This is a genomic window from Herbaspirillum sp. 1130 (assembly GCF_017833835.1).
GTDB lineage: Bacteria > Pseudomonadota > Gammaproteobacteria > Burkholderiales > Burkholderiaceae_D > Herbaspirillum > Herbaspirillum huttiense.
The window spans coordinates 153,522-167,518 of sequence record NZ_JAFICQ010000003.1; the positions used below are offsets into that span (position 1 = coordinate 153,522).

The following is a 13,997-nucleotide window of genomic DNA, read 5'->3' on the forward strand; positions in this document are numbered from 1 at the left end:
CCATGGAGCGGCAGCGCTTTCATCCTGAACCACGACAAGGAGCCATCATGGACATCAACAAGATCACCGCCATCAGCGCCATCGTCTTCGGCCTCGCCGGCATGGCGGCACCCCTGACCCACGCCCAGGACATGCAGGGCACGGTCGCCTACATGAACGGCGGCATCGGTGCCGGCGAGCAGGCCAAGCTGCGTGAATCGGCCAAGGACTACAACCTGCGCCTGCTGTTCTCGGAAGCCAAGGACGGCGCCTACGTCAGCAACGTCAAGCTGGACGTGGCCGACCTTCACGGCAAGAGCGTCTTCAGCCTGGCCACCGCCGGCCCCATGACCAACCTCAAGCTGCCCAAGGGCGAATACGAGATCACTGCCGTCTACAACGGCGTCAAGAAAACCAGCAAGGTCAGCGTGGGTGAGAAGCCCGTCTCGCTGAGCTTCAACTGGGCGCATCAGGACAACTGAGTCCCGGCGCATTCATCGGCCAGTCATTGGCCATTCGCCGGTCATTTATCGGCCGTCGCCCCAGCCCCCTTCGAACGTCAGCCATAGCCCGCTCCGCAGAGCGGGCTATGGGCGCTTGCGCGCGGTCTGCCAAGGCAGGAGAAGAATGACATTTTTGTCATTGAAATGTCATTCGAATGACGTTCCGGCTTGCCTAGAATCAGGCTCCCCCTTCAAAAATCGTCTTTCAGGACCATATCTCATGACTAACACAACTCTGCCCCGTCTTCTCCGTGGCGCGCTGATCCCGGCGCTGCTGGCCAGCCAGTTGATCGCTTCATCGGCCATGGCGCAGACGCCGCCGCAGGTCGGCATTCGCGGCAGCATCGTCTCGGTCGGCAAGGATCGGCTGGTGGTCAAGACCAACAAGGGCGCCGAGCAGAACGTGGCCCTCGACAAGGACACCCGCGTGGCCGCCATCTCGATTGCCGACATCAACGACATCAAGCCCGGCAGCTACATCGGCGCGGCCGGCATCCCGCAGCCGGATGGCTCCCAGAAGGCGCTGGAAGTGCACGTCTTCCCGCCCGCCATGGCCGGTACCGGCGACGGCCATCGTCCCTTCGACCTGGCTCCCAACAGCACCATGACCAATGGCACCGTAGGTGACGTGGTGGCCAGCCAGGGCCGCACCCTCACCCTGAAATACAAGGGCGGCGAGAAGAAGATCGTGGTGCCCGATGATGTGCCCGTGGTCAGCATCGAAGCCGGTGATCGCTCGCTCTTGGCCGCAGGCGTGAAGGTGGTAGTGCGCGCCCGCAAGAACGCCGATGGCAGCCTGACCGCCAACAGCGTGAGCGCCGGCAAGAACGGCATCACCCCGCCGATGTAAGCAGGTGCGACGATGCCCCGTTCACCCGTTCTCCATCCGCTGGCCGTGCGCATTGCCCACTGGCTCAATGCCGTGGCCATCGCCTGCATGATCAGCAGTGGCTGGGGCATCTACAACGCCTCGCCCATCTTCGGCTTCAAGTTCGCTCCCTGGATGACTCTGGGCGGTTGGCTGGGCGGCGCCATCGCCTGGCACTTCGCGGCGATGTGGCTGCTGGTGGCCAATGGCCTGTTCTACCTGCTGTATGGCAGCTTCAGCGGCCATTTCCGCCGCCACCTGCTGCCGCTGCGCGCGGCCGATGTGGTCAGCGACGCGGTGCAGGCCATGCGCTTTCGCCTGCCGCATCAGCCCGGCGTCTACAACGCGGTGCAGAAGCTGCTGTACTGGGCGGTGATTCTGCTGGGCATCCTGGTGGTGCTGTCGGGTCTGGCGCTGTGGAAGCCGGTGCAGCTGGACTGGCTGGCCGATCTCTTCGGCGGCTTCGACTTTGCGCGCAAGGTGCATTTCGCCGCGATGGCCGGTATTGCTGGCTTCGTGGTGGTACACCTGGCCCTGGTGGCCATCGTTCCCAAGACCCTCATCCCGATGTTCACCGGAGGCCGTGATCACGAGGCCAATGCATCATGAACGACAAGGACGAACGCAAGACCCCGCCGGCGGAGAAGACCGGCAAGATCCTGCTGGCCGACCATCGCCCGGCGCTGTTGAACGTGCAGCGCCGCCTCATGCTGCGCTCGGCGCTCTCGGTGGGGGCGCTGTCGATGCTGTCGGGCTGCGACCTGCAGGACAACGACAGCGTGGACAAGGTCCTGTGGGCCATGTCGCGCTGGAATGACCGGGTGCAGGCATTGCTGTTCCGCAGCCAGAAACTGGCTCCGACCTATGCGGCCAGCCAGATCACCAATCCGTTTCCCTTCAACGCCTTCTATGACGAGTTCAACGCGCCAGACATCGATGGCAGCGGCTGGAAGCTGGAAGTCTCGGGCCTGGTCAGCGACAAGCGCAGCTGGAATCTGGAGCGCCTGCGCGCACTGCCGCAGGCGGCGCAGATCACGCGCCACATCTGCATCGAAGGATGGAGCGCCATCGGCCAATGGTCGGGCGTACCGCTGAGCTTGTTCCTGCAGGCGGTCGGCGCGGATCTCACGGCGAAATACGTGGGCTTCAAATGTGCGGACCGCTATTACTCCAGCCTGGACATGCCCACGGCGCTGCATCCGCAGACCATCCTGGCGCTGGACTTCGGCAAGGAGGCGCTGCCCACGCAATACGGCTATCCCTTGAAGGTACGTGTGCCGACCAAGCTGGGCTTCAAGAATCCCAAGCATGTGGTGGCCATCTTCGTGAGCAACCAGAACCCGGGCGGCTATTGGGAAGACCAGGGCTACAACTGGTTCAGCGGGATCTGAAGCGCGGATTCCCCAAGACGGAGTCCGGATGGCGGAAACCGGGCGGCAGATCAGCCCCGGTTCTGCCGGAGTCGTTGCAGATCTTCCGGCGTATCGACATCCGAAAAAATCCCTGCATCCTCCACCGCAATCTCTACCAGCGCCGGGCTCTCCAGCAAAACCCGCGCACCGCGATCTCCCTGCAGTGACAGCAAGGCCGGCAGGTGCGACTGCGCAAAACCGGCCGGATTGCCGCGCCGCCCCTGCATCACCGGCACCACCATCGACGCCCCCGCCGCCAGCGCATCGCGCAAGCGCCGCACGGTGTCCGGCTGCACGCGCGGCATGTCGGCCAGCGCCACCAGCCATGCCGACGCATCAGCGCTCTGCTGCAGACCGCATCGCAAGGAGGCGCTCATCTCGCGCGGCCCATCCTGGCCGGTCAGGCAGACCGTGCAGCCCAGCGCACGCAGCGCATCGGCCAGCGGTCCTTCTCCATGCACCACGGCCAGCACCGGCATCACTTCCAGCAAGGCTGCCGCCGTAGCTGTGGCCACGATGCCGGGGCGGCCATCGTGATGGACGAAGGGCTGCAGGAGTTTTTCTTCGTGCGCGCCGAAGCGGCTACCCCGGCCGGCGGCCAGCAGCAGGGCGATGGGTGGGGAGAGTGTGGACATGGTGCAGCAGGTATCCCGAAACGCGAAGGCAAGCGGCCATTGTGCCCAAGTTTGGTCCGCTGCGTGGCCAAGGATGAGCCGGACTATGGTTGACGTACCAACAACGTCCGGTCCACGCCGCGCGCCATCGCATGAGGACCACAGATCCTAATGTTTTAAATTGCATAATGTTTCCACCCGGCCAGTTTGAGGCTATCCTTGTCCGGCAAGGGTTTGCGGGCTTGCGTTGCCGAATTGGCATACCACGTTTCTGCATTTTGATATGGTCGCGATGGCAGCGGGCTCCTAGAATCGAGCGCATGCAAGGCGGCCTTGCCATTTGGCAATCGCTGGCATCGGTCTTGCTGGGGTAGCTGGGGCATCAGGGGGCAAGCCGGACGGTCGGGGAAAGTCCGTCTACGGGGCGCCATACACAACATGGTTGGGATGGAAAGAAGCAATGATCAAGAACATACGTATCGGCTCGCGCCTGGGGGCGGGTTTTGCCGTGGTGCTGGTGTTTTCCATGGTGGTCGCCGCCGTCGGCATCTGGCGGCTCAAGACGGTCGCGCAGCAGACCCAGCAGATGATGGACGTGCCGCTGAAGACCGAACGGCTGGTGTCGCAATGGAACACGCTGCTGCTGATCGCGATCCAGCGCACCACCACCGTGGTCAAGAGCCGCGATCCAGAACTGGAAGCCTTCCTCGCCAAGGAGGCTGCGGCTTCCAGCAAGGAATCCGCACAGACCCTGAAGGACGTGGAGCAGCTGCTCACCAGTGAGGAAGAGAAGAAGCTGTTCGCGGCCATCAACGCGGCGCGCAAGCAGTTCCTCGCCATCCGCGACCAGATCTACGCGGCCAAGAAGGAGGGCGATGCGGCCAAGGTGGATCAGCTCTACCAGCAGCAATACGTCGGCATCGCCAACAACACCCAGGGCGCGATGCGGTCCTTGCTGGATTTCGAACGCGCCCGCATCGATGAAATCTCCGCCGACATCCAGCAGGATGCGGCCAGCAGCCAGTGGCAGATCTTTGCACTGGAAGCCGTGATCCTGGCCTGCGGCATCGCCTTCGCCCTGCTGCTCACGCGCAGCATCACTCGGCCGGTACACGCGGCGCTGGCCATCTCGCAGCGTGTGGCCGCCGGTGACCTGACCTCGCGCGCCCAGCCCATGGGCCAGGATGAACTGGGCCAGCTGGTGGCCTCGCTGCAAGGCATGAGCGAGCGCCTGCATGGCGTGGTCTCCACCGTGCGCCTGGGGGCCGACAACATTGCCGTGGCTTCGGGTGAAATCGCCAATGGCAACCTCGACCTCTCGGCCCGTACCGAAGAGCAGGCCGGTGCGCTGGAAGAAACCGCCGCCTCCATCGAGCAGCTCACGTCCAGCGTGCGCACCAATTCCGAGAACGCGCATCAGGCCAATGACCTGGTCAAGTCGGCGGCTTCCATTGCGGGGCAGGGCGGGCAGGTGATGCAGGAGCTCATCGACACCATGGGCAACATCAACAGCTCCTCGCGCAAGATCGTCGACATCATCGGCGTGATCGATGGCATCGCGTTCCAGACCAACATCCTCGCGCTCAATGCAGCTGTGGAAGCGGCGCGTGCGGGCGAGCAGGGGCGCGGTTTCGCGGTGGTGGCTTCGGAAGTGCGCGCCCTGGCGCAGCGCTCGGCCTCGGCCGCCAAGGAGATCAAGCAGCTCATCGATGATTCGGTCTCCAAGGTCGATGCCGGCAGTGAACTGGTGGAGCGCGCCGGCAAGACCATGCAGGAAGTGGTCGGCAGCGTGCAGGGCGCGCATGCGCTGGTGGGCGACATCAGCACCGCCAGCCGCGAGCAGGCCGAAGGCATTCATCAGGTGAATCAGGCGGTGAGCCAGATGGATGGCGTGACCCAGCAGAATGCGGCGCTGGTGGAACAGGCGGCCGCAGCGGCGAAATCGCTGGAAGACCAGGCGGCGCAATTGAAGCGGGCAGTGGCTTTCTTCGCCTTGCAGGCGGCGTAGGCCAATCGCACAACGGCGGATATCGAAAAGGGCCGCAGCGTGCTGCGGCCCTTTTCATGCAGGCTCGGGAACGATCAGCAAGGATCAGAAAGAATCAGGCCGCCTTGAGAAATTCCGGCCCGAAATCCATCAGCACGTCGCGCACCAGCGTGGCCGTGCTCTGGCAGCCCAGCTTGTCCTTGACGCTGGCGCGATGCACGTCCACCGTCTTGACGCTGATGTTGAGGTCGCGCGCGATGAGCTTGCTGGACTGGCCCATGATGACCTTCTCCAGGATCTCGCGTTCGCGTGCGGTGAGAGTCTTCAGGCGGGCCTTGAGCTGCTGGCGGCGCTCGCGGGCCTGCATGTTGCCGGCCACGTTCTTGAGCGTCATCTGGATGCGTTCCAGCATCTGCTGCGAGTTGTAGGGTTTTTCCAGGAAGTCGACCGCGCCATTGTGCAGGGCGCGCACCGACATGGGAATGTCGCCATGGCCCGAGACGAAGATCACGGGGATGTCGGCCCCGATTTCCTTCAGGCGATCCTGCAGCTGGAAGCCGCTGATTTCAGGCATGCGCACGTCCAGGATCAGGCAGGACAGGCTGTTGGCGTCATAGGCCTTCAGGAAGGCCTCGGGGCCATCGAAGCATTCGGTCCGGATATTGACCGAGCTCAGCAGCCAGGCCAGCGAAGTCCGAACGGCTTCGTCATCATCGACGATGTAGACCACCGGCGGGTTGGTTTCCATCTGCACTCCTCGTCTCGTCAAAATGGAGCCGGCTTGCACCGGCGCTATTTCCGACCCTCTCGATTTCTTGATGGACTGGTCGGCACAAATCAAATCGTCATGCTTTGACTTATGCAAAAAGCAGGCCTGAAATTCTTGGGATCAGCGACACTGTAACACCCCCGTCCTGACGATGGTCTAGGTATTTTTACCTAGATCGTCTGCCGCAATCCCCTGTGGGGCGGGCATGTGGCACGGATTGCCTGCACCATGGGCATGCCTTAACCTGCTCTCATCGAACGCCGTGCTTCATCGGCGTGCATAACAGGGAGATCCCATGAGCACCACCGCCATTCAAAAAGAAACGCCATCCGCACCCGTGGTGCGCGCCCCCCTTGCTGCCGAGCAACTGGAATTCCGCAATGCCATGGCGCACCTGCCGGCGGCGGTATCCATCATCACCACCGATGGTGAAGGCGGCCGCTGCGGCATCACCGCCTCGGCCGTCTGCTCGGTGACCGATACGCCGCCCACGATCCTGGTCTGCATCAATCGCGGCAGTGCCATGCATGACGTGTTCAAGAAAAATGGACGGCTGTGCGTGAACGTGCTCTCGGATGAACTGGAACAGCTGGCCATGCACTTCTCCGGTGCCACCAAGGTTCCTATGGAAGAGCGTTTCGGCTGGGATATCTGGGAGGAGCCGGGCGAACTGGGACAGCCGGTACTGGCCGATGCGCTGGTCAAGCTGCAGGGGCGCATCCGCGAATTCAAGGAAGTGGGTACGCACTCGGTGATGTTCGTGGAGCTGGCCGAGGTCGAGGTCAATGAGAAGAAGGACAGCCTCATTTATTTCAATCGGCTGTTTCACAAGGTCAAGCGTACGGCGCTCTGAGATTCTTTCCTTGGAGTTAAAGATGAATGCCGTTCAGCGCAATGCTGAACGGCATTCATGCTTTCCGGGGGTGTTTTTTTCCTTAAAAAAAACCGTTCGGACTGAGTAGCGGCTTCGCCGCGTATCGAAGGCGCACACAACGGAGCGCCTTCGATACGCCGCTGCGCGGCTACTCAGTCCGAACGGTTGTCTGAAAAAAAGAAAATGGAGAGAAGGTAAAGCAGTGCTCAGAGATCCAGCACCAGCATCCCCGACCTGGCCCTTGAGACACAGGTACAAATCTGGTCATTGGCCGCCTTCTCCTTCTTGGAGAGGCAATTGTCGCGATGATCCGGCTCGCCCTCCAGCAGCGGTACCACGCAGGTCCCGCAGATGCCCTCGCGGCAGGATGTATCGATGACGATGCCCTCGCGCGCCAGGATGTCGACGATGGGAATGCCCACCGGAATCTGCACCACCTTGCCCGAGCTGGCCAGCTTCACTTCGAAGGCACCATCGCCACCGCCAGCACCCTGCGCAGGAGCAGCAGGGGCCACCGGTGCAGCAAAGTGCTCCAGATGAATTGCCTCCTCGCTGCGGCTGGCTGCTGCACACTTGACCACCGCATCCATGAAGGGAGCGGGGCCGCAGGTATAGACGTGGGCGTCCTTGCTGCCGGCTTCGAGGCACACCGTGAGGTAATGCTCCATCTGCGCCGGCATGACCGCATAGTGGAAACGCACCTGCGCGGCGAAGGGCGCGTTCTCCAGCAGATCGGCAAAGGCCGCATGCTCGCGTGCGCGCACGAAGTAATGCAGCGTGAAGGGCTTCTGTTCGGCCCACAGGCGATAGGCCATCGCCAGCAGCGGCGTCACGCCGATGCCCGCGCCGAAGAGCAGGTGCTCCGGTGCGCTGGCATCGAGGGCGAAGAGGTTGCGCGGCGTGCCCACTTCCAGTTCCATGCCCGGCTTGACCGCATCATGCAAGGCCGCCGAGCCGCCACGCGACGCCGGTTCGCGCTTGACCGCGATGGTGTAGCCGCAACGGTCTTCCAGCGGACCGCACAGCGAGTATTGGCGCATGATCCCGGTCGGCCCGGTGACGTCGATGTGGGCCCCCGGCTCGTAAGCCGGCAGCGGGGCGCCATCGGCGCGCACCAGGCGGAAGGAACGGATGTCGCCGGTTTCATCGGTGAGGGTGTCTACGATCAGTTTCATGAGGCCAATACTCGTCGGTTCAATGTCGAAAGTGCGGTACGCCAGCTCAGAGCAGGAAGCCCAGGGCGTTGAGGCTGTCCATGGAGTTGATCAGGCGGATCACCTTCTGCTCGATCTTCGGACCCTGGGGCGTGAAGCGCAGGCGATGCGTGACGTTGGCCACGAACATCGTGTGCTGCTGGCGCTTGTAGCTCACCAGGACCTGGGCCGAGGTGATCTCCACCAGCTCCTCCGACAGGTGCACCGGCACGAAGCGCGACACGGTGCGTACGGTCGCTGCCGCATCCACGGCCGACATCGCGTGGCCCGACGTCAGGCGCTCGATGCGGATCTTGCGCATGTGGGCATTGTCGTAGGCGTAGTTCAGCGAGGCCGCGTAGTCGGTGGTGTCGGGATCGATGGGCACCACGTAGTAACCATCTTCGGTCCACAGGGCTTGCCAGGCGGCATAGTCCTTTTTGTCCAGAAGTTCAGCTTCTTTCCAGATGAAGGCGATGGCCCGCGCCATGGGCGCGGGGATGCCTTGCAGGGTGTCGTGTTGGTTCATATCGGTCATTTCTCCATCATCTTTTTCCACATGGCATAGGCTTCGCGCATGCCGGTTTCATCGGTCGAGTGCGACACCTTGTCGCCGTTGTCATCCACCCACTCACGGTTCAGGCCACGGTTGACCAGGATCGGTGCATCGCGGCCGGCGTGCGAACCGGCCTGCACGCGTTCCCAGGCTTCGGCATCATCGGGGCTGCCGAAGCCGAACGGACCCTGGAAGTGTTCGTGGATGCGCAGGCGTTCGCGGTTGGCGATCTCCGGTCCGCCGTCCATGCCCAGGGCCACGTGGCGGATCTGGGTCTCGCCCACCGACACCGGATGCAGCACCCGGAAGAAGGACATCGACATGGCCACGTTGGGGAACAGGTTCAGGTTGAAACCGGCGCCGTGCAGCGAACGCACGATGCGGCGCACCTGTTCCGGCGGCATGGTCTTGGAGAGTTCTTCGGTGACGTGGGCGAAACGCTCCTGCAGTTGTTCGCTGCCGTCGTCCACATCCAGGTCCACGTGTTCCGGCACCATGATCATGACGCTGTGGCCATTGCCCAGCGAGCGGGTGATGGACTGGTCATCGGTCATGAAGGACAGCATCTCGGAAGTCTCTTCATCGACCGACGACAGGAAGGTCTTGTGCACCACCGGGAAGTGATAGCCGTCGGTGGTGTTTTCCAGCTGGATCTTCCAGTTGCCCTTGAAGCTGAACTTGTGCTCGCCCTGCACCTTCACGGGGAAGCCTGCGCCTTGCTTCATGAACAGGTCGATCCACTTCTTGGCATGGCCGAGGAAGTCCGACAGCGGTTCGATCTCCTGGTTGAAGGAGGCGAAGATCATGCCGTTGTAGCTCTCCGCACGCAGGCTCTGCAGCGGCAGGTCGGCTTTCTCGATGACGTCTTCGTAGCCTTCCGGATAGGGCAGGCCGCGCAGCTTGCCGTCCAGGCCATAGGACCAGCTGTGGTAGGGACAGGTAAAACCGGTGGCATTGCCCTTGTGCTTTTCGCAGACGGTGGCGCCACGATGGCGGCAGCGGTTTTCCAGCACGTTGATCTTGCCGGTCTTGTCGCGCACCACGATCACCGGCTGGCGGCCGATCTGGGCAGTCTTGAAATCGCCGGGATTCTTGATTTCGCTTTCATGCGCAACCCAGATCCAGGTCTTGTAGAAGATCTTGTCCATCTCCGCTTCGAAGATGGCCGGATCGGTGTAGAGCGAAGGATCCACCACCGCATCCTGTACCAGGTCGGCATAGGATGAATCGGTCTTGCGCGGGTGGAAGCGTAGCGGTGCGTTCATGGCTTTCTCCAGTGGCTTGCAGTCGTTGTCAGTGTTGATTGGGCGAGCTTGTCGGGGCAGTGCGTGTCAGGGGCGTTGCTTGAGTGCCTGTTCCAGATGCAGGCCCAGTGCGCAAATGCGTTCGTCATCGCCCTTGCGGCCGACCAGTTGCAGTCCGGCCTTGAGCGAGCTGCCGGCCATCGGCACCGGAATGCTCAGGGCCGGATGGCCGGACAGGTTGAAGGGCCGCACCAGCGAGGACAGCATCAGCACCGAGGCACCCTGGCGGATCGCTTCCAGCGTCGGCGGCAGCGACGGCAGCGTCGGCAGCAACAGCGCATCGGCGTCGGCCAGCGCGGCGTCGACTTCGGCGCTGAAGGCGGCACGCACGGCTTCGGCCTGGGCCACCGCTTCATCGCTGGTGGCGGCGGCGGCCGAGAGGCGCTTCTCGATGTCGGCACCCAGTTTGCCCAGGCCCAGCAGGTGGCCGAAGGCGTCATGCGTTTCGCGATTGATGAGGGTCATGCCGGCCTCGAAGGCGGCGTGCATGTGCTGCGGGGTCCAGGCATCGCCCGTCCAGCCGCTGGCGGCGAAGGCAGCGGTGACGGCCTCTGCGATCTCGGGATCGGCCTGTACCGTTACCAGTTTGACGCGGGCCTGTGCTGCCGTAGCGGTGGCGGCAGCGCGGTCGAAACCGGGCGCGATGCTGGCCATGGCGCTGATGATGAGATCCATGCTGCGCGCAAAGGGGCCCACGCAATCCAGGCTGCTCACGGCCGGATAAGCTCCGGCGCGGCTGACGCGGCCGAAGGTCGGTTTGAATCCGATCACGCCGCAGCAGGCCGCGGGCAGGCGGATCGAGCCGCCGGTGTCGCTGCCGATGGACACATCCACCAGCCCCGCGCCCACGGCCGAGGCCGAGCCGCTGGAGGAGCCACCGGTCATGCGGCTTGCGTCCTGCGGATTGACGGCGGTGCCGTTCCAGTCATTGATGCCGGTCATGCCGTAGGCCAGCTCGTGCATGTTGGCGCGGGCGGTGAGCTGCCAGCCGGCGTCGAGCAGCTTGCGAACCACGTCGGCGTGCGCCGCAGCCGGCGGCGCATCGGCCAGGGCGGCGCTGCCGCCGCAAGTGGGCTGGCCGGCGATGTCGATGCAATCCTTGATGGCCACTGTCGGGCCGCTGCCACCGAGGTGAAAACGCGAGAGCAGGGCGTGGCCGGTGCCGGGGACGGTGCGTGCTGAAGTGTTGCTCATCCTGCCGCTCCCAGGCAGGCGATGCGCGCCTGCTGCTGCAGGGCGGCGAGGGCGGCCTGGCCATTGCGCTTGCGCGGTGTCGGCAGGGGAGATGAAGAAGTTGGCTGGGGGCTCATGGCGCATCCGTTCAAATGGGGCCGACCAGGCTGGCAATCCACGTCGGGCGCGGCATGCAGGCGGTTTCCTTGGCTGATGTGAAGCATTCTAAAAGTCGCCTTAAAATAGATCAAATTGATGTAAAATATTTTTCACATAAGCGGCATGGATAGTGATCGCCGCTTTCCTTGATGTGACTCATCGGGCCCAGGCCCCCGCGCGCCCCCATCCGGAGACTGCTATGGCGACCTTCAACAACATGGACCTGAACCTGCTGCGGGTCTTCCAGGCCATTGCCGACGAACGCAGCCTGACCCTGGCCGGCAACCGCCTGCACCTGTCGCAGCCCGCCGTGAGCTATGCGCTCGGACGGCTGCGGCAGATCTTCGATGACCCGCTCTTCATCCGCACCAAGGAGGGCATGCAGCCCACGCCCGCCGCGCTGGAACTGTCCAAGCCCATCAACCGCGCGCTGCAGGCGGTGCAGGATGCGCTGCGCTATACCGAGCGCTTCGACCCGGCCGCCAGTACGCGCGTCTTCCGCGCCTCGATGACGGACGTGGCCGAGATGATGTTCCTGCCGCAGCTGTGCGAACTGCTGACCGCGCAGGCCCCGCAGACGCGCCTGCAGGTGGAGCAGGTGCCTCCCGCACATCTGGAAGAAGCGCTGCGCACCGGCCAGCTCGACTTTGCCTTCGGCAACTTGCCAGCGCTCAAGGCGGTGACCTGTCATGAACTGCTGTTCCGCGAAACCTATGTCTGCATGATGCGCAAGCGTCCGGCCCTGCCTGCGCGCGAACAACTGCAGCTCGACGAATTCCTGGCGCTCTCGCACGTGCTGGTCGAGTCGGCCGAGAGCAGCCATCACCAGGTCGAGAATTCCTTCCGCAATCTCGGCGTGCAGCGCAAGATCAGCCTGTCGATTCCGCATTTCACCGTGCTGCCGCGCATCCTCGGCAAATCCGATCTGGTGGCCACCGTCCCGGCGCGCATCGCCAAGCTCTTCCACAGCGAGCACCCGGACGTATTCCTCTCCTACGAACTGCCGGTCAAGCTGCCGGCGGTGGACATCACCCTGCACTGGCATCCGGCCTTCGATGCCGACGCCGGCAATACCTGGCTGCGCCAGATCGTCATCGACATGCTGCAGAGCTACGGCCGCAGCAGCTGATCCATTGCGCCGGAAAGCAGAAGGCCCGCCAACGCGGCGGGCCGTTCTCCCTGCCTGCGGGAAGACCACCGGATGTCGGCGGCGGCCTTCCCTCCTCAAGTAGCCCGTACTCAGAAGCGGTGACGCATGCCCAGGCGCAGCGCGCTCTGGTTGCCGGTCGACGACTGGATGCCGCCACCGAAGACCGGATACGCGTTGTAGCCCTTGTCACGGTCATAGACGGCGCCCACGTACAGGTCGGTACGTTTGGATATCTTGTAGTCCACCGTCGCCACCAGTGCCTGGGCATTGCCCACACCCTGGTTGCGCTTCTGGAACTGGTAAGCGGCAGCCAGATCCCACAGCGGTGTCAATGCATAGACCGTGCCCAGTTCATAGGTGGTGGCCTTGGCATTGGTGTCGGTGTTCTTGACCTGGGTGATCACGCCGAACGGTGTGAAGGCACCGATCTGGTAGCGCGCACCGCCGCCATAGATGCGGGTGGCGGAAGCGCCGCTGCTGCTCTTGATGTCGGTGTAGGCGAGCGCGCCGCTGAAGGCACCGCTGTCGTACTGGGCGGTGGCGCTGACGGTGCGGCCGGCATTGTTGTTGCCGGCCACTTCACCGAGCCCGAGCATTGCGCCAAAGCTGAAACCGCCGAACTTGGCGCTGTTGTACTTGATGGAATTGTTGGTGCGGTCGCCGGCATAGATGTGGTTGTTCAGGGCCGTGCCGTGCGCGGCATCGGCATGCAGGCCCCAGCCGAAGGAGCCGGCCGGCGACAGTGCGCCCATCGCATACTGGCCACCGATGTTGGCCATGAAGTCGTACTGGCGACCCACGCTCAGCGCGCCCCAGTCCTTGCTGCCCAGGCCGACGAAGGACTGGCGGCCGAACAACAGACCGCCTTGTCCCAGGCTGCCGTCGTCGGCACCGAAGCCGGTTTCCAGGGTGAAGAAGGCATTCAGGCCACCGCCCAGATCTTCCGTTCCCTTGAAGCCGATGCGGCTGCCCTGAGCGATGCCGCTGTCCATGCGCAGCAGCGACGCGCCGCCGCCGCCGGTCTTGGCGGCGTTGGAGTAATAGGTCAGGCCGAGATCGATCAGGCCATAGATGGAAACGCTGCTCTGTGCATGTGCCATCCCCGTGCCGGCCGCGAGCAAGGCGGCGGCCAGTAGTTTCTTCTTCATGTGACAAGGCTCCCTGTGGTGTTGCAGTGTGATGGTCGCGCTCTGCACCGGGTGAGGCCGATGCCGGGCGGCGAACGCAGCCGGTAGATGTGGAAGGTCTGCGTGGCGTGCATGACATGTCGTCATGTGGGGCCATCATAGGAAGCGCATTTGCGCCAGATCAAATTGATGCAGCGGATAGATGGAATAAGCCCGATTCATGCACCGGACAGATAAGTCGCCGACTCTCGAATCCGGTGCATGAATCGGCGCGATGACGGGATAATCGTGCAGAACTTCACCACGCGAGTGCGTGCGATCACCAAGGC

Annotated in this window: 14 protein-coding genes; 7 read left to right on the forward strand and 7 right to left on the reverse strand. The window is 63.4% G+C overall.

Going from position 1 to position 13,997, the window contains the following annotated elements; translation table 11 throughout:
• Positions 1–47: 47 nt before the first annotated feature.
• From JOD78_RS14350 to JOD78_RS14365, 4 genes are all read left to right on the forward strand, one after another.
• Positions 48–461, forward strand: a complete 414-nt coding sequence (locus tag JOD78_RS14350) for a hypothetical protein (RefSeq protein WP_121038053.1) — start codon at positions 48–50, stop codon at positions 459–461.
• 241 nt (positions 462–702) lie between these two features.
• Positions 703–1,332: a DUF5666 domain-containing protein gene (locus JOD78_RS14355; protein WP_134134674.1), complete on the forward strand. Its 630-nt coding sequence runs from the start codon at positions 703–705 to the stop codon at positions 1,330–1,332.
• 12 nt (positions 1,333–1,344) lie between these two features.
• Positions 1,345–1,959, forward strand: coding sequence for a cytochrome b/b6 domain-containing protein (locus JOD78_RS14360; RefSeq protein WP_039788807.1), 615 nt, complete (start codon positions 1,345–1,347; stop codon positions 1,957–1,959).
• On the forward strand, positions 1,956–2,741 hold the full coding sequence (locus JOD78_RS14365) for a molybdopterin-dependent oxidoreductase (protein WP_134134678.1): 786 nt from the start codon (positions 1,956–1,958) through the stop codon (positions 2,739–2,741). The genes JOD78_RS14360 and JOD78_RS14365 overlap by 4 nt, the downstream gene beginning before the upstream one ends.
• A 50-nt stretch (positions 2,742–2,791) precedes the next feature.
• Here the strand turns inward: JOD78_RS14365 and JOD78_RS14370 are convergent, their stop codons facing one another.
• A complete protein-coding gene (locus JOD78_RS14370) occupies positions 2,792–3,397 on the reverse strand; it encodes a nucleotidyltransferase family protein (RefSeq protein WP_209568651.1) in 606 nt (201 codons plus the stop codon).
• A gap of 439 nt (positions 3,398–3,836) precedes the next feature.
• Between JOD78_RS14370 and JOD78_RS14375 the strand changes: the two genes are divergently transcribed.
• Positions 3,837–5,384: a methyl-accepting chemotaxis protein gene (locus tag JOD78_RS14375; RefSeq protein WP_121038065.1), complete on the forward strand. Its 1,548-nt coding sequence runs from the start codon at positions 3,837–3,839 to the stop codon at positions 5,382–5,384.
• A 94-nt stretch (positions 5,385–5,478) separates the two neighbouring features.
• Here the strand turns inward: JOD78_RS14375 and JOD78_RS14380 are convergent, their stop codons facing one another.
• Positions 5,479–6,111: a response regulator gene (locus tag JOD78_RS14380; protein WP_034337633.1), complete on the reverse strand. Its 633-nt coding sequence runs from the start codon at positions 6,109–6,111 to the stop codon at positions 5,479–5,481.
• Positions 6,112–6,427: 316 nt separating this feature from the next.
• On the opposite strand from JOD78_RS14380, the gene hpaC reads away from it, so the two are divergent.
• Positions 6,428–6,985, forward strand: a complete 558-nt coding sequence (gene hpaC, locus JOD78_RS14385) for a 4-hydroxyphenylacetate 3-monooxygenase, reductase component (RefSeq protein WP_121038068.1) — start codon at positions 6,428–6,430, stop codon at positions 6,983–6,985.
• A 227-nt stretch (positions 6,986–7,212) separates the two neighbouring features.
• Here the strand turns inward: hpaC and JOD78_RS14390 are convergent, their stop codons facing one another.
• The 4 genes from JOD78_RS14390 to JOD78_RS14405 form a co-directional block, all read right to left on the reverse strand.
• A complete protein-coding gene (locus tag JOD78_RS14390) occupies positions 7,213–8,181 on the reverse strand; it encodes a PDR/VanB family oxidoreductase (RefSeq protein ID WP_121038071.1) in 969 nt (322 codons plus the stop codon).
• Between the two features lie 46 nt (positions 8,182–8,227).
• Entirely contained in the window at positions 8,228–8,728 is a 501-nt protein-coding gene (locus JOD78_RS14395) for an aromatic-ring-hydroxylating dioxygenase subunit beta (protein WP_209568648.1), read from the reverse strand.
• A gap of 5 nt (positions 8,729–8,733) precedes the next feature.
• The gene (locus JOD78_RS14400; RefSeq protein ID WP_088757094.1) at positions 8,734–10,020 is read right to left on the reverse strand and encodes an aromatic ring-hydroxylating dioxygenase subunit alpha; all 1,287 of its coding nucleotides are present in this window, start codon (positions 10,018–10,020) and stop codon (positions 8,734–8,736) included.
• A gap of 66 nt (positions 10,021–10,086) precedes the next feature.
• Complete coding sequence (locus JOD78_RS14405) at positions 10,087–11,253, reverse strand: amidase (RefSeq protein WP_209568646.1); 1,167 nt, start codon at positions 11,251–11,253, stop codon at positions 10,087–10,089.
• A gap of 337 nt (positions 11,254–11,590) precedes the next feature.
• Here JOD78_RS14405 and JOD78_RS14410 point away from each other — a divergent pair, with 337 nt between their 5' ends.
• Positions 11,591–12,520 (forward strand): LysR family transcriptional regulator, encoded by a 930-nt coding sequence (locus tag JOD78_RS14410; protein WP_121038076.1) that lies wholly within the window; start codon positions 11,591–11,593, stop codon positions 12,518–12,520.
• Positions 12,521–12,630: 110 nt separating this feature from the next.
• On the opposite strand, the gene JOD78_RS14415 is transcribed toward JOD78_RS14410, so the two are convergent.
• Positions 12,631–13,689, reverse strand: a complete 1,059-nt coding sequence (locus JOD78_RS14415) for a porin (RefSeq protein ID WP_209568645.1) — start codon at positions 13,687–13,689, stop codon at positions 12,631–12,633.
• Positions 13,690–13,997 lie beyond the last annotated feature (308 nt).